20 protein-coding genes are annotated in these 19319 nt (G+C 50.1%); 8 read left to right on the top strand and 12 right to left on the bottom strand.

The window, feature by feature from the left end:
• Positions 1-87 precede the first annotated feature (87 nt).
• The 6 genes from FN808_RS00590 (at position 88) to FN808_RS00565 (ending at position 6323) form a co-directional block, all read left to right on the top strand.
• Entirely contained in the window at positions 88-825 is a 738-nt protein-coding gene (locus tag FN808_RS00590) for an MlaE family ABC transporter permease (protein ID WP_142712599.1), read from the top strand.
• A gap of 15 nt (positions 826-840) precedes the next feature.
• A complete protein-coding gene (locus FN808_RS00585; protein ID WP_142712598.1) occupies positions 841-1581 on the top strand; it encodes an ABC transporter ATP-binding protein in 741 nt (246 codons plus the stop codon).
• A gap of 11 nt (positions 1582-1592) precedes the next feature.
• Positions 1593-2522: an MlaD family protein gene (locus FN808_RS00580; RefSeq protein ID WP_142712597.1), complete on the top strand. Its 930-nt coding sequence runs from the start codon at positions 1593-1595 to the stop codon at positions 2520-2522.
• Between the two features lie 170 nt (positions 2523-2692).
• Positions 2693-4468 carry a SurA N-terminal domain-containing protein gene (locus FN808_RS00575; RefSeq protein WP_142712596.1) on the top strand — a complete coding sequence of 592 codons (1776 nt, stop codon included), beginning with the start codon at positions 2693-2695 and terminating at the stop codon, positions 4466-4468.
• 96 nt (positions 4469-4564) lie between these two features.
• Positions 4565-5716: a bifunctional diaminohydroxyphosphoribosylaminopyrimidine deaminase/5-amino-6-(5-phosphoribosylamino)uracil reductase RibD gene (ribD, locus tag FN808_RS00570; protein ID WP_246068245.1), complete on the top strand. Its 1152-nt coding sequence runs from the start codon at positions 4565-4567 to the stop codon at positions 5714-5716.
• 13 nt (positions 5717-5729) lie between these two features.
• Positions 5730-6323, top strand: a complete 594-nt coding sequence (locus FN808_RS00565; RefSeq protein ID WP_142712595.1) for a riboflavin synthase — start codon at positions 5730-5732, stop codon at positions 6321-6323.
• On the opposite strand, the gene FN808_RS00560 is transcribed toward FN808_RS00565, so the two are convergent.
• The 11 genes from FN808_RS00560 to FN808_RS00510 form a co-directional block, all read right to left on the bottom strand.
• Entirely contained in the window at positions 6320-8959 is a 2640-nt protein-coding gene (locus FN808_RS00560) for a putative LPS assembly protein LptD (protein WP_142712594.1), read from the bottom strand. The genes FN808_RS00565 and FN808_RS00560 overlap by 4 nt on opposite strands.
• A gap of 201 nt (positions 8960-9160) precedes the next feature.
• On the bottom strand, positions 9161-9466 hold the full coding sequence (locus FN808_RS00555) for an FtsB family cell division protein (RefSeq protein ID WP_142712593.1): 306 nt from the start codon (positions 9464-9466) through the stop codon (positions 9161-9163).
• 99 nt (positions 9467-9565) lie between these two features.
• Positions 9566-9946, bottom strand: a complete 381-nt coding sequence (locus FN808_RS00550) for a YraN family protein (RefSeq protein ID WP_142712592.1) — start codon at positions 9944-9946, stop codon at positions 9566-9568.
• Positions 9947-9956: 10 nt separating this feature from the next.
• On the bottom strand, positions 9957-10544 hold the full coding sequence (locus FN808_RS00545; RefSeq protein ID WP_142712591.1) for a GbsR/MarR family transcriptional regulator: 588 nt from the start codon (positions 10542-10544) through the stop codon (positions 9957-9959).
• A gap of 32 nt (positions 10545-10576) precedes the next feature.
• Positions 10577-10855 (bottom strand): FmdB family zinc ribbon protein, encoded by a 279-nt coding sequence (locus FN808_RS00540; protein WP_142712590.1) that lies wholly within the window; start codon positions 10853-10855, stop codon positions 10577-10579.
• Positions 10856-10945: 90 nt separating this feature from the next.
• A complete protein-coding gene (locus FN808_RS00535; RefSeq protein WP_142712589.1) occupies positions 10946-12139 on the bottom strand; it encodes a pyridoxal phosphate-dependent aminotransferase in 1194 nt (397 codons plus the stop codon).
• 146 nt (positions 12140-12285) lie between these two features.
• Complete coding sequence (gene coaD, locus FN808_RS00530) at positions 12286-12810, bottom strand: pantetheine-phosphate adenylyltransferase (protein WP_142712588.1); 525 nt, start codon at positions 12808-12810, stop codon at positions 12286-12288.
• 11 nt (positions 12811-12821) lie between these two features.
• The gene (rsmD, locus tag FN808_RS00525) at positions 12822-13376 is read right to left on the bottom strand and encodes a 16S rRNA (guanine(966)-N(2))-methyltransferase RsmD (protein WP_142712587.1); all 555 of its coding nucleotides are present in this window, start codon (positions 13374-13376) and stop codon (positions 12822-12824) included.
• A gap of 86 nt (positions 13377-13462) precedes the next feature.
• Complete coding sequence (locus FN808_RS00520; protein WP_185958172.1) at positions 13463-14194, bottom strand: hypothetical protein; 732 nt, start codon at positions 14192-14194, stop codon at positions 13463-13465.
• 138 nt (positions 14195-14332) lie between these two features.
• Complete coding sequence (locus tag FN808_RS00515; protein ID WP_142712585.1) at positions 14333-14812, bottom strand: hypothetical protein; 480 nt, start codon at positions 14810-14812, stop codon at positions 14333-14335.
• Between the two features lie 126 nt (positions 14813-14938).
• Entirely contained in the window at positions 14939-15610 is a 672-nt protein-coding gene (locus FN808_RS00510; protein ID WP_142712584.1) for a class I SAM-dependent methyltransferase, read from the bottom strand.
• Positions 15611-15676: 66 nt separating this feature from the next.
• On the opposite strand from FN808_RS00510, the gene FN808_RS00505 reads away from it, so the two are divergent.
• Both FN808_RS00505 and FN808_RS00500 read left to right on the top strand, forming a co-directional pair.
• Positions 15677-16171 carry an MgtC/SapB family protein gene (locus FN808_RS00505; protein ID WP_142712583.1) on the top strand — a complete coding sequence of 165 codons (495 nt, stop codon included), beginning with the start codon at positions 15677-15679 and terminating at the stop codon, positions 16169-16171.
• Positions 16172-16188: 17 nt separating this feature from the next.
• Positions 16189-17502, top strand: a complete 1314-nt coding sequence (locus tag FN808_RS00500) for an MATE family efflux transporter (RefSeq protein WP_142712582.1) — start codon at positions 16189-16191, stop codon at positions 17500-17502.
• A gap of 59 nt (positions 17503-17561) precedes the next feature.
• On the opposite strand, the gene FN808_RS00495 is transcribed toward FN808_RS00500, so the two are convergent.
• The gene (locus tag FN808_RS00495; RefSeq protein WP_142712581.1) at positions 17562-19319 is read right to left on the bottom strand and encodes a SulP family inorganic anion transporter; all 1758 of its coding nucleotides are present in this window, start codon (positions 19317-19319) and stop codon (positions 17562-17564) included.

Raw genomic sequence — 19319 nt, 5'->3', positions numbered from 1 at the left:
TAATATAGTTGAAAAAATAAAGCGCTCGAAATGACAACGACATAGAAATTTAATAGTTTCCATGGTTGTTTTAGGAAAAGAACAATTATGGAAGCACTTGAAAAATTAGGAAAGTATAGCCTGTTGCTGTATCGGTCACTGCGGTCGCTATACGAGGTTAATACGTATAAGAAGAACCTGGTGAGCGAATTACTGAAAATCGGCTATGAATCCGTGCCTATCGTACTCCTGACCGGAGTTTTTACAGGCGCGGTTATGACTATACAGACGGCCTACCAGCTTGATATAGCCTTTATCCCGATTTCGGTTATTGGTGCCATTACCTCTGAATCGCTGCTCATTGAGCTGGCTGCGGTGATTACCAGCCTGGTGCTGGCAGGGAAGGTTGGCGCACGGATAGCCACGGAGTTGGGCACGATGCGGGTCAGTGAACAGATAGATGCCCTGGAGTCGATGGGGTTCAATTCGGTTTCGTACCTGGTGCTTCCTCGTGTTCTGGCGGGACTGATCATGTTTCCGTTGCTTTATATTTTTGCCAGTGTATCAGGCATCATAGGAGGTGTTGTTGCGGGCTATCTTTCCGGAGCGCTGCCGCCGGCTGAATTTATGTCCGGGGCCCGTGAGTTCTTTTTTCCCTGGGACGTGACCTTTGGCATTCTCAAAGCCTTTGTGTTCGGCTACGTTATCACATCGGTCTCGTGCTTTAAAGGATATTACGCCACCGGAGGGGCCGAAGGTGTGGGGCAAAGTACAACACAGGCTACGGTTTTAAGTTGTATTTATGTATTATTAGCTGATTTTGTCCTCGCCGCGGTATTTTTATAATCATTTGAATGACTTATGATAGAGATACGCAATCTCACAAAAAGTTTTGGCTCAAATCTGGTCTGGGAAGATGTCGCATTTGATATTGAGGACGGTGAGACGGTGGCTATCATCGGTCGTTCGGGATGCGGGAAGTCGGTGCTGGTGAAGCATCTGAATGCCCTGATGTATCCTGATTCCGGGGAAGTGGTCATCGATGGAAAGAATGTTTTTGATCTCGAGTATGTAGAACTACGCAAGATGCGCCAGCGCTTCGGGGTGCTGTTCCAGGGTTCAGCTCTCTTTGACTCGCTCAATACGTTTGAAAATATTGCTTTCCCCTTGCGTTATTTTTCAGAGTTGGATGAAGCACAGATCAAACAGAAGGTTGAAGAGGCGCTGGAGATGGTTAATTTGGCTGGAACCGGCGATCGGTCACCGGCAGAGCTCTCCGGCGGTATGCGCAGAAGGGTGGCCCTGGCTCGGGCAACTATTTTGCAGCCCGATTTTCTCATTTACGACGAACCGACTTCCGGGCTCGACCCGCAGACCTCGGATGAGATCAACCAGCTGATTATTTCAATGGCTGAAAATTTGAATATTACCTCTATTGTAGTAACGCACGACATCCACAGCGTTTTGAAAATTGCAGACAGGGTCGCTTATTTAGAAGAACAAAAACTATATTGGCACGGCACCGTTGAGGAGCTGCGGAAAAGTGATAATAAGAAACTGATCGATTTTATTACCGCCAGTGAGTATCAAATCAGAAGTTAACAGGAGATATTTTGAAGATAAGTAACGAATTAAAAGTCGCATTAACTATTTTGGCTGCCTTGGTAGCCGGTTTTTTCGGTTACCGCCTGATGGGGGATATGCCGCTGTTTCGACAGTCAAAGATCATCTATACCCACTTTGAGCAAGCTGATGGGCTGACCCCCGGCGGCTATGTTTTCATCAGCGGCGTAAAGGTGGGCTCTGTAAAGTCCATGGAGCTCCTGAAGGGAGACAGCGTAGAGGTTAGCATGAGCTTTGACCTTGATACGGAAATTCCCAGGGACTCAGAGGCCCACCTGCAATCTTCCGGGCTGCTCGACGAGAAAGCCGTGGTCATTCAGCGAGGCGACTCCGAGCAGTATTTGGAACACCGTGACCGGATAAAAGGAGTATATGATGGAGGGATGATGGAAACCTTGAAAAACCAGGGTCAGCAACTCAGCGAAGATGTCTCCGAATCTTTTGAAAAACTCAACAGCCTTCTGGCGGAGCTGAATTCCATGATCGATGAGGAGGCCCAGGGCAAAATCGATACGACCCTGACCAACCTGCAAACCACAACCGATGAAGTTGCCACTCTGTTCCGCAACAGGCGTTCAGACCTGGAAGAAAGTATAGCGCACGCCAACGGATTTTTAGCCAACATGGATACGATAAGTGCCCGGAATAAATCCCGCATTGATTCTGTGATGGCGGGCCTGGATCGCTCGCTAAACGAACTTGAAGTCTTGAGCAGCGAGTTGACCCAGACCAATCGTGAATTGCGTAAAATGCTGATCAAGATTAACAATGGGGAGGGTAGCCTGGGCAAGCTGGTTAACGACCCCGCCCTCTACAATAACCTGGAAAGTTTGTCCGGAGAAATGGACCTGCTGATAAAAAATATCAATGAAGATCCTGGTAAATATCTCAAGCACATGCGGTTAATTGAGGTTTTCTAGCATCTGACCGATACCTGGATCATAATCTTGTCTGCTTAAAGCCTTTAAAAACTTTTGTAGGGCGCTGAATTGCTCTTAGCGTAGGCTTCTTGTATATTTACAGGCTTAGTAGCAGAAAGAATTTAATAGCTTTTGCAATATAAAAAAGACGAAGATAAGAGGTTTTATTTATGGGTGTAATGGATAAAATGAGAAAAAGTACCAGTGTGATTTTGTGGGTACTCATTTTCTCATTTGGATTGTTATGGATGTTGGCAGACACCAACTTTTTTGATGTCCTCCAGCGTGGTTCCCGATCCCTTGGAGCCGTCAACGGGGAGACCATTGATCTTGAGGAATACAATAACCGGATAAACTATTATGTGGAGCAGTACTCCCAGCAGACGGGTAATGCTGTTGATGCCGAAATGCGGGCCAACTTTGAGCAGCGCGCGTGGGATGAGATCGTGACCGGAAAGCTGCTGCAGCAGAAAATGGAAGAGCTGGGGATTGAAGTGACAGACCAGGAAGTGGTTAATATGATTACCGGTGAGAACCCGGATCCTTTTATCCGTCAGCAGTTCCAGCGCGAAGATGGCACCATCGACCGGGTTGCATTGAAGACGGCCATCGAATCGCCGGAGAACAAGCAGCTCTGGATTGCCATTGAGGAGCAGATGCGTCAGAAACGGCGCCAGCAGAAAATGAATAATTATCTGCAGTCGTCTCTGGAAGTGAGCCAGTATGAGGTGGAACAGCAGTATATCCGCAATAACACGCGGGCAGACCTCTCCTATGTTCGTTTTCCCTATGCAGAGGTCTCCGAAAGTGATATTACGGTGACTGAGGATGATTTGAGGACCTATTATGAGAATCATCAGCAGCAGTTCGAACGCAACGAGACCTACCGATTTAATTATGTGAGTTTTGATAAAACGCCGACCCGGCAGGATACGGCCCGAACACTGAAGGAGATGGAAGATCTGCGCACGGATTTTGCCGAGGCAGAAAATGATTCTCTTTTCCTGAACAGCTACCAGTCCACGACGCCCTACAGCGTGCGAACGGTTGAGGAGGACGAAGTTCGCGAACTGTTTGCACCGGTTATTGAGCTGGAAACCGGGGAAGTCAGTGAGGTTATTCGCGACCAGGGCCGGGTGTACCTGCTCAAAAAGGTAGCGGAAAGTGGTTCTGAGGTCAGCTTTGTACCCTTTAGCCTCGATATTACGGCTGATCCTATTGCAACGGTCGATAAACAGGCAAAGGAAGCTGATGACTTCAGCTTTTTCGCCGAAGAGGACGGTTTCGAAGCGGAAGCAGAGCGGCGAGGGCTGGAACTGAAGGAAGGATTGGCTACCAAGGGCACAAATTTTATTTCCGGCATTGGCCAGAGCCAGCAGATCATGAACTATTTAGCCAATGCTGAAGAAGGCGAAATTTCGGAGCCTTTGGAACTGTCAGGTCAGTTTGTGGTTCTCAATGTGACGGAAATAACACCGTCCGGGGTTCAGCCTTTTGAACAGGTAAAGGAGCAGATCCGGACAACGGTAACCAACGAGAAGCGCAAAGAAATGACGGCTGCGCGGGTTCAGGAGCTGCTTGATCAGAACAGTGACCTCGCAGCGCTGGCGGAAGCCACTGGTAAGCAAGTGGGTAGTGCCCAGAGTGTTTCCAAGAATGCAACAACGCTTCCGGGCGCCGGACGTGAGCCTTCGGTCGTTGGTGCTGTTTTTGGATTGGAGCAGGGAGAGCAGTCGGGGCCGGTCAAGGGTACCAGTGCGGTATTCGTGGTACGGGTTGTCAATCTTGACAGAGCCGATGTGTCCAATATGACGCAGGCGCAGCGCAGTGAAATTCGTCAGCAGCTGCGACAATCCAAAGGGGCCGCTTTCCTCAACACGTGGGTTGAAGAACTGCGCGAAGAGGCTGAGATTGAAGACAACCGGTCTGACGTTCTGCAGGGCTAGGCGCTGGCTGTATTCTTCACAAGACGTAACAAGCTTGATTTTGTTGACCATCAGGGCAGGAGGGAACGCTTCTTGCCCTGTTTTGTTTTACCTATTTTGACAAACGGAATTCGGAACGTTCTTGATGAACAGATGACACAAGCCGACAGCAAATGGATGATGCTCGCACTCGAGATCGCGGAACGCGGTGCGGGTTATGTTTCCCCCAATCCGATGGTTGGATGTGTGATTGTTTCAGCCGAAGGAGAGAAGATCGGCCAGGGCTATCACGAGCGGTATGGCCAGGCGCATGCCGAACAAAATGCGGTAGACTCGGTTGTTGCCCCTGATCTGCTCGAAGGTGCGACGGTTTATGTGACCTTGGAACCGTGTGCTCATCACGGAAAGACGCCTCCCTGTTGCGAGATGCTGGCTGAACTCCCGATCAGGCGCGTTGTGGTTGCCATGGAGGATCCCACTCCCCAAGTGGCAGGAAAAGGGATTGCATATCTCCGTGAACGGGGCATAAACGTTGAGGTGGGACTGCTGGAGGATAAGGCCAAACGACTGAATGAGTTCTTCCTGCACTATCACACCTTCAACCGGCCGTTTGTGACACTCAAGATGGCACAGACACTGGATGGATATATTGCGGCGCCGGATGGCAATTCCGAGTGGATAAGTGGAGTTGAGGCGCGTACGATGGTACATCACTGGCGGAGTCGGTATGATGCGGTGATGATCGGTCGAAATACGGCGCTGCTGGACAACCCGAGACTGACCGTTCGCCATGTCGAGGGGCGACAGCCCAGACGCATAGTCATCGATGGTCCGCTGGACTTGCCGGAAGAGCTCAATCTTTTTACCGATCAGTATGAGGAGAAAACGATCAGGCTGACTCACAACAAGGAAAAATACCGGAATGAAGCCGATCCGATGCTTAGTATGCTGCAGTCTGATTATTTTCGCGGCAAGACCCTTTTGATTGATGAAAAGGAGGGGCATACAGATCTCGGGAAGGCGCTAGACGAACTGGGCGGCTTATCCATTACCTCCATCCTTGTTGAGGCGGGGCAGAACCTGGCTTCAGCGCTTTTGCGCGAACGCCTGGTGGACAAGGTCGAATGTTTTATTGCCCCGAAAATACTGGGCGGTGGGACCCGATCGGTGATGGGGGTGGGGATCAATCATATGGACGAAGTCCTGGATTTCCGGGATGTAGAGTGGCAGCAGGTAGGCAAGGATTTACTATTTAGCGGATACTTTTAACAATACTCAACCTATGTTTACAGGCATTATTCAGGAAGTAGGAGAATTGAACAGGATCAACATGCTGGATGGCGGCAGGGAACTTACCATTGGCTGCTCGTTTGCCGGCGAACTGAACATTGACCAGAGCATCAGTATAAACGGCGTATGCCATACGGTAACACGTCATGATCAAGCAACTTTTACGGTGCAAAGTGTTGAGGAGACGCTGCGCAAGACGAATATCGGAACGCTTGAAGAGGGCAATCCCGTGAATTTAGAACGGTCGCTGCGGCCCGACCAGCTTCTGGATGGTCACCTCGTGCAGGGCCATGTGGATGCGGTGGGAACCATAGAGCAAATCCAGAAGGAGGGAACCGACTGGCTGATAACCGTTTCCTATCCGCCCGAGAACGCCGCTCTTGTGGTTGGCCGCGGAAGTGTCGCCCTGGATGGCATCAGTCTTACGGTGGCCGATGAGCAGGATCATGCCTTTACGGTGGCGATTATTCCCTATACCTTCGAGCATACCAACTTGAAAGCCAGGGAGGAAGGGGACGCCATAAACCTGGAATTTGACGTCCTGGGAAAATATGTCATCAAGTATATGGAACAGCGGGACCGCTAAAAGCCGCGGGGAGCTCGTCCGGTTGGGCTGGAACTCCGTTCGAGGTTATTGAGGATGGGCAATTTCTGGATGATGCCCTGCAGCCGTCCGGCATTGATTCGAAGTGAAAAGAAATAGTACTGGAACTCGCCGAAAGGGTTCATAGTGTAGGAAAGATTCCAGTCGTGCATGCTCCGGTTGAGCGAAAACTGCGAGGGCGTGAGTTCTTGGCGGACAAAATCATAGCCAATCTGAGTTCGGAAGTCCCAGCGCGGTGTCAGCTTGAGATTGATGTTGTTGGCATTGATGGTGGCCGACGTCCGGTTATTGCCCCTGGGGTTTAAATTCCACCGGTAGCTGAAGTTTACTGAGAAGGAAAAGGGAGAATTGAACTCCTGGACGGGCTGAGTGTTGAAATGCGGATCTACAGGATGGAATAGGCGCTGATTAAGCGGGTCGTAGTTTTCCGGGAAATGGGGTTTTCTGTTGTTTGTTCTTAAGCCGCCGCTTCCCCATTCAAAGGAGTAGCTGGTGCTGGCGGAAAACCGGGTCATTTCAAACGGCTTGCCGGAAGTGGTCAGCAGGTACCGGTCAATTTTATTTCCGCTCTCATCCCGGTCATAGAAATTGAAATTGGCGCTGGCCCTGATGCTCATGCCATCTACAATGCGGGCTGAAAACGAGGTATTGAGGTCTGCCAGTTTGAGGCTGTCGGCTGCAAAGTTGTAGCTTGAGCTTAGGCTCAGCTGATCGATGAGCCGAATGACGTTTTCTTGTTTCTCACCCGTGGAGTCACGCTTCACCTGCTTGGCCTCGAATGTGTTGTTGAGGCTGAAGCCCAGGGCCCGCTGTTCTCCTCGTCCCGGACCATTGAACACTTCATTTTCAAAAATGGAATAACGTTGCGTGCGTCCCGTGCTGTCGGTTTGTACGGTTCGGTAGAATCCCCAGAAGTCGCTGCTGAAATCGGGCCGGTAGCTAAGCGAAAGCGATGGTCGCAGCGTATGCCGAAAACTTTGAATCTTTCCAACTTTGGCATTCATCAGCCCATAAACAGTGGTGGAGAAACTCAGGCCTGTCGAAAAATCACGTGCCGTGGTAAAGCCCCGGACGCTGCGATCGACCACCTCATTGGAATCGGGAACGAAAGACTTGCGTGTGCTTGTGGGAAACCAGTATTCATTGTAATTGGCATTGGCGCTTAGATTGAGGAACCGGCTGTTGAGAATCTGCCCCAGGCTGACATCAGCCTGCTGGCGAAATCCATACTGGTAGTGATCACTATCTCCGGTTGCGGCCTTGTATTTGCTCGGATTTATCAATGCTTCAAACCAGTTGTAACGCGCCGAGTCTCGGCGAACCGGGGAGTAGTTGAATTCCGAGTCGAAGGTGTTCTGGTAGCTCACGGAAACATTTTCATACCATTTCTGGTCCTGGGAGGTTGTTTGTTCATTTTCAAACGGAGAGAAGCGCTTGAGGCTAAAATTCATGTCCGGACCGGAAAGGCGCGTTACGTTGGTTTTGAAGTTTTGGTTCTGACGTACGGATATATTGAAGTTGTACAGGTTCTCGGGATGACGATACCGGTAGTTGATATTTGAACTGGTGCTTGTTTCCGCCCGGTCATTGACATCATAGGAGTTTTGCTGATAGTAGTCTGCCGTCCGCAGGTTGATATTGGCATTAAAGCTGGCGTAGGGCGAGAAATCCTGCTGGTGAGACACCGCCAACCTTTTTTGGACGTTGGTTGAAAAACTTGGGTCTGTCGGTTCCAGTCCACGCCGCTCTTTGGAGTATCCAAGCTGAATACTGCCGTCAAATTTGTCGCGGAGCCGGTAGTTGGTTTGTGCATCCACAAAGTAGCTTCCCGAGGTAAAAATGTCCATTGAGGCCTGGGCCGTGATATAGTCGTTGAAATACTGAAACCAACCCAGGTTCTGAAGGCCGATACCGCGTGTCTGTTTATTCTGGAAGGCGTAGGTAGGCTCCAGGAGACCCGATTGTTGCCGGTCGAACTTGCCGGGCAGGTATCCAAAGGGAAAGACAAGGGGATAGGGGATGTCCAGGATATACAGGCGCGCTTTCTCAAAGAAGACTTTTTCTTCATCTACCACCTTCATCCGGTCTGCTTTAATGTAATAGTGGGGATGGTCAAGATTACAGGTCGAGTAGATGGCGTCTTCGAGAAAGACCACATGAGGCGCCGTTTTCTTGACGCGTGTACCCGTGACATTGCCATCCTGGATGCTGATGCGTGCTACTTCAAAACGCCCCTTTTCCGTTTTGTAGTTAAAATCGATGCGATTACTGCGCACCTGGTTATTTTCGCGGGTCAGGACTGGCTTGGAGAGAGTGTCTTCGGGCGTCTGCGTGTCGGCACTGACAATATTGCTGTCGAGGTTGAGAGAGACCTTTCCCGCTTTGAGCTGCCCGGCCGAATGTGCAACCGAGGCGGACCCATAGAGGGTGGCTGTACGGCTTGTGTCAAAGACGAAAACCAGCGAATCACTGGACTGAAAATTGATCTGTCCCTCCTGTTCGGGGGTGGGGGCCGTTCCCGATCCCTGCTGGGAGCGAGCTCCCTGTTGTCCTTCCCGTTCCTGCTGGAGTGTATCAACGGGCAGATCCAAATCCTGGGCATGCAGCAGGCTGCCCATACATAGAAACAGTACCAGAAAGAACCCGCAGAAGGGGTACAAAACAGTTGATACATATGTGGGGGATCTGTTCATTTGGAAGTATTGCTGAAAGCGGGCATGGGATGCTGCCTGTCAGGAAACAGCAGGGGTTATGCGGTTAAAGCTTCCGTAGTATAAGGGAGTTGTACTAAGAAATGAAGTGTAAAATGGAAGAACCGATCACTCCACTTCCTTGATTTTATAAACGGTTTCTCCTTCTTTCTTCATGCCGTATTCTTCTCGGGCAATGCGTTCAAGAAGGGCGGGATCAGTTTCCAGGTCTTCGATTTTGTCTTTTAGAATAAGCGTTTCCTGCTGCAGTTCTTTTTTCTTGGTCTGGAGCTCCTCCAGACGGTGGTTAAGCTCAATGCGCGTCCAGATGCTGTAGGTATCGAAGAATGCAAACCAGATGAACACCATGCCCCCAAGCACAACAGCCAGAAAAGACTTCCGCCAGCGAAGGGGGTTCAAATGTGTTATGTCCATCACGGTGAATATTTAAAAGTTAATGCCCGTCAACAGGAAGTAAAGATACAACAAAACATTACTGAAACGCAATGCCTTAAAACAGGGGGAGCACAGCGTTTATGACCTTCCACGGGTAAAGGCATTCTCAAAATGCCTTATTTCTGGCGCTTCCCCTTCGGCTTGCAATATGGAAATGATGTCAAAACGGATCGGGGCTCCGTCCATTTTGCGTTCATAGATCCAGGCTTCGGCTGCTTTGTAGACATTTTCCATTTTCTCCTGGTCAATATACGCTTCAGGTTCTCCATAGCGGTTGGTGGACCGACGTTTGACTTCAACGAAGACAATGCATGTCTCATTATCGTAGGCAACGATGTCAACTTCGGCGTGTTCAAAATGATAATTACGCTCCAGAATGGTATAACCCTTGGATTCCAGGTAGGCTGCTGCCAGTTCCTCCCCTTCATGGCCGATCTCTCTGGTTGACTTGGAACTCATATGCTATTGCTCAGTCTGTTTCGGAGGATGAGGAATCGCTGCCGGTGATGGTGTGTTTCATCTCGGCAAGTTTTACGAGCTGCTTTAAGAATTTGAGGTTCCGCTTGTTGATATAGGGCAACAGGGCCTCGGTGAATCGTTCAAACATCTCCAGGAACTCCGTAAAATTCTCAATCCGTTCACGGAAATCCTGTTCCTCTGGCGAGAGTTCTTCTTTTTCTTCAAAAAGCTGGAGACACTCATTCAGATTTTGACGGATGGGGGCAACCTCGCGCTGCTGGCGTTCTCGGATGATCGTGGCAACTATATTCCAAACCTCCTTTTCGGCCGTATAGTAATCCTTGCGGCTTCCCTTGAAGTGCACTTTGTGGATCAGCTGCCACTGTAACAGGTTGCGGAGATTCATATTGGCATTGCCCCGGCTGATGTCCAGCTGCTTCATGATGGCATCGGTATCCAGGGGGTCGGCCTCGGCGTACAGCAGGGCGTGGATTTGTGCCATCGTTCTGTTGATGCCCCAGGCCGATGCCATCTCTCCCCACAGCAGTACAAACTGCTCTAAGGCCTCTTTATGAGTTTGGGAACGGTCGGAATCCACACTATTCGGTTCAGGTTGGCACTAATTGGAGCTTATGATGCCGCCGGGCAGGCACCGTTGGCCGGGCAGCTGCCTGCGGAGGCGTCACCATTGGTTTTCTTTGCGGCCTCGGCGCGCTTTTCCTTGCGGTCGCTGTCCTTGTAGTCGGTGACATACCATCCGTCGCCTTTGTATACGACGCCGCCTCCGCCACTGATTACCCGTTTCACTTTCTGTCCGGTTTCGGGGCAGGTTTCCAGGGCATCATCGTTAATACTCTGTTTAACTTCGAAGGTTGATCCGTCTTCTCGCTTGTATTCGTATGTAGGCATAATGTTATATCACGAATGATTAATTAGTTAAATCTTCAGCACCTCAAATAAGCATAAACCGTGCCAAGGCACGCACTGCTGGTCATATTTTCAGGACAGGTCGCCGAGTCCTGTTTCCAGGCGGTTGATGGCTTCCCTGAGCTCATCCATGCCGGAGGCGTAGCTGAGACGGATGCCGTTGGGTTCTCCGAAAGCATCGCCGGGAACGGCTGCCAGTCCATGCTCTTCAATCAGGTACAGGCATAAGTCGGTACTGCTGTCGATGGTTTCACCGCTTTTGGTCTCGGTGCCCAGGTAATGAGAGATGTCCGGGAAAACATAAAAGGCCCCGGAGGGTTTGAAGCACTTCACGCCATCAATGGCGGATAATTTTTCAACCACAAAGTTACGGCGTTCCTTGAATGAGTCGCGCATGGTGTGCACCGCATCCAGGTTGCCGCGATAGGCCGCTTCACCGGCTTTCTGTGATATGCAGGAAGGCGCTGAGGTTTCCTGGCTCTGTATTTTGGCAACAGCATCTACAAATGCCTGTGGGCCGGCCAGATATCCCAGCCGCCATCCCGTCATCGCAAAGCCCTTGGAAAATCCATTGATGACCAGGGTGCGGTCTTTTAGATCAGGAGCCACATTCAATATGCCGATGTGCTCGCCTTCAAAGACAATATATTCATAGATTTCATCCGATATGACATTGACTTCCGGATGGGCTCGCAGCACCTCTGCCAGGGCTTCCAGTTCTTCCGCCGTATAGCAGGTGCCGGTGGGATTGGAGGGGGAGCACAGCATCACTGCTTTGGTCTGGTCCGTGATCGCCTCTTCCAGCTGCTCAGCACTCATGCGGTAGTTGTTTTCAAAAGAAGTACGAACGGTTACCGGCGTACCGTCGGCCATCTTAACCATCTCCGGGTAGGAGACCCAGTAGGGAGCAGGAATAATGACTTCATCGCCCTCGTCGAGCATGGCCAGCATGCTGAAGCCCAGGGCCTGCTTGGCTCCATTGGTACAGATAATTTGCGAAGGATCGTAGGAGAGCCCGTTATCGCGCTGCAGCTTGATGGAAATACTTTTGCGCAGCTCCGGTGTCCCGGTGTTCATCGTATAGCCATGGAACCCATCTTTGATGGCCTGGATTGCAGCGTCACAAATATGTTCCGGCGTCTTAAAGTCGGGTTCTCCGGCACTCAGGGAGATAATTGATTTCCCCTGTCGTTTCAATTCTTTTGCTTTGGATGAAATTTTGAGTGTTGCGGAGGGGGCAACGGATTGGGCGCGCTTGGAAATCATGGGGTTTGGTCCTTCGATTTTTGCATTGGATTTTAATAACGAACTGAAAATAGAAAAAAGTGGACTCTTATTCTATTCTAAAGCAGGGGCTTCGGAGGGCTTGGCCAGTGGCGGGTTCATGCTGTTCCCAGCCGGGCTAATCAGCCCTACTGGCTGGACGACGGATGCTCGCGCTCTCGCTGCTGCCTGAACTTCTCCTTGAGTGCTTTTTCAACGTGTTCAGGAACAAAGGAAGAGAGGTTGCCTCCCCAGTAGCCCACCTCCTTAACGAGGGAGGCGGAAATAAAGGTCAGCTGTTCATTGGGCATGAGGAAGACGGTATCGACCTCGGGGGCCAGCCGGCGATTGGTGAGGGCCATACGGAATTCATATTCGAAATCAGATATCTGTCGAACACCCCGGACCAGGGTCTGGGCATTCTTTTCTTTTGCAAAATCAACGAGGAGCCCCGTAAACTGCTGGATTTCTACCTGCGAGGCCCATGTCTTGCCCTCCAGGCATTCCCGGATGAGGCTTTCCCGCTCATCCCCGGTAAAAACAGTCTCTTTGTTGTTATTGATGGCAATAGTGACGATAACCTTGCTGAAAAGCTCGGTGGCACGTTCCAGAATATCAAGGTGCCCATAGGTGATGGGATCAAATGAACCGGGATAGAGCGCTAAGGTTTTCATGGTGGCACTGATTAAAATTGAATTCCTTCTTCAGCGAGAAAAATGCTCAAATGGGTACGTCCGTATTCTTTTACATAGGCGCAATGAGGATGCCCGCTGAAATCGTGTCTTTTGTCATGTTCGAGAATAAGCCAGCCGTTTTCGTCAAGCCAGCCGTCTGAAAGAATGGTTTCAATCATTTCATGCATAAGGGAATAGTCGTAGGGCGGATCGGCAAAAATAATATCGTAGGGTAGAGGCATGCCTTTTAAAAAGTCTTCAACCCGGGAAGGCACGGTTCGCACCTGGTCGGAGAGTCCGAATTCTTCAGCTACTTTCTCAATGTGCTCAATATTGCGCCGGTCGCTGTCAACGAAAAGCACGCTTTCGCATCCCCTGGAGAGAGCTTCAAATCCCAGGTTGCCCGATCCTCCAAACAGGTCGAGCACGCGGGCCCCGCGAATATACTTGCGGGCGTCAAGAATGGAAAAGAGCCCTTCCTTGGTGCGATCGGTTGTGGGACGGACATCAAGCGTCTTTGGGATATGAATTTTTCTTCCTTTGAGGATACCGGTGATTATACGCATGAAATCAGCAATCTGTTAATAATACGGATCATTTTCCCTTCTGAAGAAGGTACGAAAAATAATAGGAAGCCCCGCCCATATCCAGTTCAGTGATAGTCCAGGGCCAGCATCATGGCCGGAAATGCCTTTTCCAGGCTAAAACCATATGTGGCTTCATCTGCCTGGATCTGAATCTTCTCGAGCGAATCCATTTTGGTCACAACTCCGCTGTCGTCCCAGAAAGGCTCCAGAATGTCAATGATACGAAACGCTTCCATGCCGTAGACATATATCTTTTCGTGAAGTCCGCGCATCCAGGCCAGCTCTTTGGTGTACTGAAGCCAGAAGTAAGGGAGGTCCTGCAGATCATCGAACTTGATATAGGTGGCTCCCCGCAGTTTGCCCAGGATAAAGGAAGTAATACTGATGCAGTCTTTGAAGCATCCGATGGTCATGAAGGAACCGCCCGGGTTGGCATGCTGAATCCACCGGCTGCCAATCTCAAAGTCGCTGATGAGATCGGCCGTTGCCGTATCGGATGCCAGCTGATGGAGATCCTTTTGGTAGGTTTTGTCCCTGAGCAGCAGGAATTTATATTTCTGATTGCTCAGGTTGTACCAGGTGGCCTGGATTTGGCTGCGATCGGTCCCGCTCATAAGAATTTTTATGTAGTGCTCCCGCTCATCGGCATTGTCATAAACAATTTTGGGGACCGTTGTCCAGCATTCCTGGGTAGGAAAAGAGTGGATGCGAAGCTGGCGAATGTTATATTCCTGCTTCAGCTGGGCCACGGTTTGCCTGATGCCACGAAAATGCTGGCCCGATTCGTCCAGCAGCATTTCCGTGGTGTCTGTATGAAAATCGTATGAACCTATTCGGGCAAGGGAATGGGAGCTATCCGGCTGACTGACCGCATAAAAAAGCTGATTATCAAAAAAGCAAAGCCCTAAACTCGGATGTTCATGCTCCATCTGCCATTAATTCCAGCTGGCTTGGTTGAGTTCTGTGGTGTTTTCGAGCGACCCTATTCGATCTTCGGTATCCGGATCTTCGAGCAAATAAATACGAGGGCGCAGGGTGTCGTTCAGCGTGTAATTGAACTTGGAGTGCGGTGGCCGCGGCGAATAGATCAGTGAATCGGCAATGAATTTCTTGGAAGGATCCATCGGTTTGAAGAGGGAATCGGCCTGCTGAACCATCAGTGAGTCAGTCTTGATAAATTGAACCAGGGTGTCGAGGCCGCCTTCGGTTGGAGGAAAACTGTCGGTTCGGCGTTCGTACATAATAAGAGCATCCCGGACGTTCTGCATTTGGTACCGAACTCGCTCGGTCATTTGTTCACGGTCAATAACTTCTTGATAGGGGTCTACAATTGAACGATAAAGATAATATCCCAAAGCAATAATAATGATTGCTAATACAAAACTGATGAGTCGGTTACGCTGTTCAACATTCATGTGGCGATGGATATATAATTATAGTGTTTAGCGAAATTGTGACTTTGAAAATACATGCCGGCATATTGATATGCAACTGTAACTAAAAAAAGCTGTTGCTGGATGGCAAGTAAAATATCAGCTATTTTAATCAGACTGTCTGCAGGCTTCCAAATGGTACACTTTTTCCAGGAAATGAGAAGACAGTCCGCGCCGCCGAAACCGTTCCAGCTGCTCTATCTTTGATTCTTCATGCAAGAGGGTATATTTGAAATCGGCACCGAAAAGGGTTGCTATCTCCTGTTCAGGAACCGAAAAGGGAGGGCCATTCATCTCTTCCTGGACGTATTCGAAGCTCTGCAGGAGCATCTGGGTATGACGTTGGCTCAGGCTGAGAAGCTTGCGGGCATGCTGTTCTCTCATGGCAGGCGGCAGGGCAACGATGGATGTTTTGTCATAAATGGCATCAATGGGGGCAGTAGGCGGAATTGGCAATTTCAGGAAATTGCCGTGCCAGAGTTCCATGGACTCAGACCGATAAACAGTAAAACCGTGGCTTTCTGTGCGTACAAAGGAGGCATTGGATCGTTCCATGACCTCCATCAATGGCCTTTGTGCAGCCTCTGCACCGATAACGTGATATCCCTGATCTGCAAGCCAGTCCAAATCATGTGCTTTACCACAAAGCGGTACCAGCACGCGGGCTTGTTTCGGCAGTTGCAGGCGCGACCAGTACCTGGTGAGCGGGGCATAAACTTCAGTCATGTGCCACCCGGTTTTATTATTCTTCCAGCGGCTTTTCCAGTAACTAATTTCCATTCGTAGTGGGATTTCTGTACAATTTTTGTCAATCTTGTGTTGTTAACATAACAAAATAGGTGCAGTATGGAATTTGATTTGGTCTGGGATCCGATTGTTAAGGTAATTTTTGCCATGTTCTTGGGTGGACTGATGGGTCTGGAACGCGAATTGGCCCAAAAGCCGGCGGGCCTTCGCACGCATATCCTCGTCACCGGCGCATCATCACTGCTGGTGGTGCTTGGAAATGTGATGATAGCAAATTATAGCGGGAATGCCGCATTCGAGGGTGCTATTCAGGCTGATCCCATTCGTATCATGGAAGCTATTATTACGGGCATCAGCTTCCTCGGGGCCGGTACCATTATCTTCAGAAACAAGGATGAAACCGTCGAGGGGTTGACGACGGCTGCCTCCATTCTTTTTTCTGCGGCCATCGGGATCACGGTGGCCCTGCAGCAGTATGCCTTGGCTTCAATACTTACGGTTCTCGCCATTGTCATTCTGTTTGGTCTGGGATATATTGAGCGGTTCATCAAACAGGTCCGCAGGCATATATACGAGGACAAGCAGAACGATTAACAAGATTATCCCGGCAGTTGAACCGTAAGATTCTAAACCTGGCGATCCCCAATATTATCAGTAATCTTTCCGTGCCCCTGCTGGGGGCCGTGGATACGGCTCTTGTGGGGCACCTGGAGGAGGCCTACTACCTGGGAGCCATAGCGCTGGGAGGGATGATCTTCAATTTCATTTTCTGGGGGTTTGGGTTCTTGCGTATGGGGACCACCGGTCTGACGGCCCAGGCATTTGGCGGGGAGGACAAGGCCGAAAGCGTTATGATTCTGGCCCGTGCGCTCGCTGTGGCGGGGGGCTCCAGCCTGCTCATTCTTCTGCTGCAGGGATGGATTGCCGATCTTAGTTTCTGGCTTGTGGAGGCCTCTCCGGAGGTGGAGCGCTATACGCGTATTTATTTCGAAATCCGTATCTACACAGCGCCGGCCACCCTCGGGCTGTATGCATTGAATGGATGGTTTCTCGGAATGCAGAATGCACGTTACCCCATGGTCGTGACCATCGTGCTGAATGCCATAAACATCCTCCTTGATATCTTTTTTGTTCATTATCTCGGAATGCATGTTGATGGTGTGGCGCTGGGGACCCTGATTGCCCGATACACCGGGCTTTTACTGGCAGCTGTGCTTCTGTTCAGCCGGTACAGGCAATGGATGAGCAGTTACGTTCACCGGATGCTGCTTGAAGTGGAGTCATTGAAAAAATTCTTTTCCGTCAACCGGGATATTTTTATCAGGACCCTCTGCCTGATTTTCACCTTTTCTTTTTTTACGGCCAAGTCGGCTTCGTTCGGGGATATTATACTGGCCGCAAACTCCATTCTTCTGCAGCTTTGGATGATGGTCTCATACGGTATTGACGGTTTCGCCTATGCGGCGGAAAGCCTGATCGGCCGCTACACCGGTTCCGGCCAGCAGAAACGCCTCACCCTTACGGTGAAGTACTGTTTTATATGGGGGATCGGTATCGGCCTTCTGGCATCGCTGGCTTATGCCGTCTTCAATATACATATCATCCGGCTGTTCACGGATCAGCAAAAAGTCATTGATGCAGCTATGGTCTATTTTCTTTGGACTGTAGCCGGGCCCACGGTGAGCAGTTTCTCGTATATATGGGATGGGATCTTTATTGGCGCCACGGCAACAGCTCCCATGCGTGATTCCATGATTATTGCCACTGTGGGTGTCTTCCTGCCACTTTATATGCTCGGCGTTTCCTATCTTGGGAATCATTCATTATGGCTGGCTCTTACGTTTTTTATGATTGCGCGGGGATTAACGCTCACATTCTATGCTCCCAGACATGTTTTGAGGGCCACTTCTGTGCAGGCAGGATGAGCATAGCCTGCAGCCTTCGATCACAATCATCGGCTAAGACTCGCCGGCATTCAGTGGGCTTAAATATCCTGCTCCGCGTCTGCACTGTTGACCTCTTTCCTGTAGGTTTCCAGCCGGCTGGTGTTATCCTTGCGATCCATGATCTTGAGAATATACTGTACGGCTTCATGCGGTTCCCGAAAGAAGTGATCTTCACCCAGAAAGCTGCGCATGCCCGATTTCGAGATGATATCCCGTACAGGGCCCTTGAGTCCGGTGATGTAAAGTTCAATATCCCAGTTTCTTAATGTGGTTGCCATCGATTTCAGCTGGTCAATAGCGGTGGTGTCCAGGGTATTGATTGTACTGCCGTCAATGATGACATACTTGGTATGACTGTTCTTCTCGCGTGTTTTTTTGACGATATAATCGCGGAAAAAATCAGCATTGATAAAGGAGAATGAGGCGTCCACACGCAGGATGATAATGCCTTTGATACGCTGGGCATTGGATTGCCGGTCAATATTTTGAAAGAGGTGTGTACCTGGAATGAGTCCCAGTTCAGCCACATTCGGCCGGCTGTATTTGTATAGGATATTGACCATGGAAGCTACAATACCCAGTAATATACCCTCTTGAATGCCGATGAAGAGGGTGCAAACGGCTGTGAAAATGGCAATGAATCCCTCGCTTTTTTTGGTGGTAAACAGAAATGTAAATTCGGAGATATCAATGAGGTTCAGCGCTGATACGATGATGATGGCAGCCAGCACCGGCATGGGCAAATAGTAGAATACCGGTGTCAGCAGCAACAGGGTGGCGATGATGACTCCTGAGGTAATAATATTGGCCAGGGGCGTCTGAACATTAGCCTGCTCGGATGCGGCTGAACGGGAAAAGCTTCCGGAAACGGGGATGGATTGGAAGAAGCTTCCCAGGAAGTTCGAAGCCCCGATGGCTACCAGTTCGTGGTTGGCATCAATAACATAGTTGTGACGTTTGGCAAAAGTTCGTCCCAGTGAGGCTACTATCATGAATTGTACCAGTGCCAGGGTCAGGGCGGTTGGCAGCAGCTCTCGCATATTGTTGAAATTGATCTGCGGGAACGAGAAGGGGGGCAGCCCCATGGGGATGTCGCCCACCAGCTGGATGCCCATGGTATTGGCATTAAAAAACCAGGCAGAAACAATGCTTATGGCCAGGATGATGACGGAGGCCGGAATATTGGATTTCAGATATTTAACTATGACCAGCGCTACAATGGCCCCGCTACCCCAGAGCAGGGTTTCAAGATGGATCTGGTCGAACTTCAAGATAACTTCTTCAATGACAGTGATGATATACTGGGTATTGGAGAGCTCAATTCCCAGCAGGTTATTGAGCTGGGTGAAAGCGATGATGAGGGGAGCGGCCAGCGTGAAGCCCGCGATTACAGGACGTGAGAAGAAATTAAAGACAGCGCCCAGCTGCATCGATCCCATGACCAGTTGCATGCCTCCAGCCATCATGGTCAACAGGATGGCAAGGCTGACATACCGGCTACTGTTGGGTTCAGCAAGGAGGCTTACTCCAGCAGCAATAATAAGCATGTCAACAGCAACGGGACCTACGGAAAGGTTTTTTGAGGTGCCCAGCAGGGGATAGATGAGCAGGGGAACCACTCCCGCATACAGCCCGTAGATCGGGGGTACACCGGCAATAACGGCATAAGCCATTCCCTGGGGGATAAACATAATGCCGGTTGTAAGGCCGGCTGAGAGGTCGCCACGCAGTTTTGACGGGCTATATGAGGGCAGCCAGTCAACGATTTTAAACGTTTTCTTAAGCCAGCTTTTCAT

Source organism: Fodinibius sediminis, from assembly GCF_900182555.1.
Classification (GTDB): Bacteria; Bacteroidota; Rhodothermia; order Balneolales; family Balneolaceae; genus Fodinibius; species Fodinibius sediminis.
This window is presented reverse-complemented; position numbering and strand designations above follow the sequence as displayed.

Excerpts from the sequence above, each read along its gene's own strand:
- FN808_RS00590 (WP_142712599.1), top strand. The coding sequence starts at position 88 with ATGGAAGCACTTGAAAAATTAGGAAAGTATAGCCTGTTGCTGTATCGG.
- FN808_RS00585 (WP_142712598.1), top strand. The coding sequence starts at position 841 with ATGATAGAGATACGCAATCTCACAAAAAGTTTTGGCTCAAATCTGGTC.
- FN808_RS00575 (WP_142712596.1), top strand. The coding sequence starts at position 2,693 with ATGGGTGTAATGGATAAAATGAGAAAAAGTACCAGTGTGATTTTGTGG.
- FN808_RS00565 (WP_142712595.1), top strand. The coding sequence starts at position 5,730 with ATGTTTACAGGCATTATTCAGGAAGTAGGAGAATTGAACAGGATCAAC.
- FN808_RS00560 (WP_142712594.1), bottom strand. The coding sequence starts at position 8,959 with ATGGGCAGCCTGCTGCATGCCCAGGATTTGGATCTGCCCGTTGATACA.
- FN808_RS00555 (WP_142712593.1), bottom strand. The coding sequence starts at position 9,466 with ATGGACATAACACATTTGAACCCCCTTCGCTGGCGGAAGTCTTTTCTG.
- FN808_RS00550 (WP_142712592.1), bottom strand. The coding sequence starts at position 9,946 with ATGAGTTCCAAGTCAACCAGAGAGATCGGCCATGAAGGGGAGGAACTG.
- FN808_RS00540 (WP_142712590.1), bottom strand. The coding sequence starts at position 10,855 with ATGCCTACATACGAATACAAGCGAGAAGACGGATCAACCTTCGAAGTT.
- FN808_RS00535 (WP_142712589.1), bottom strand. The coding sequence starts at position 12,139 with ATGATTTCCAAGCGCGCCCAATCCGTTGCCCCCTCCGCAACACTCAAA.
- coaD (WP_142712588.1), bottom strand. The coding sequence starts at position 12,810 with ATGAAAACCTTAGCGCTCTATCCCGGTTCATTTGATCCCATCACCTAT.
- rsmD (WP_142712587.1), bottom strand. The coding sequence starts at position 13,376 with ATGCGTATAATCACCGGTATCCTCAAAGGAAGAAAAATTCATATCCCA.
- FN808_RS00520 (WP_185958172.1), bottom strand. The coding sequence starts at position 14,194 with ATGCTGCTGGACGAATCGGGCCAGCATTTTCGTGGCATCAGGCAAACC.
- FN808_RS00515 (WP_142712585.1), bottom strand. The coding sequence starts at position 14,812 with ATGAATGTTGAACAGCGTAACCGACTCATCAGTTTTGTATTAGCAATC.
- FN808_RS00510 (WP_142712584.1), bottom strand. The coding sequence starts at position 15,610 with ATGGAAATTAGTTACTGGAAAAGCCGCTGGAAGAATAATAAAACCGGG.
- FN808_RS00505 (WP_142712583.1), top strand. The coding sequence starts at position 15,677 with ATGGAATTTGATTTGGTCTGGGATCCGATTGTTAAGGTAATTTTTGCC.
- FN808_RS00495 (WP_142712581.1), bottom strand. The coding sequence starts at position 19,319 with ATGAAAAGCTGGCTTAAGAAAACGTTTAAAATCGTTGACTGGCTGCCC.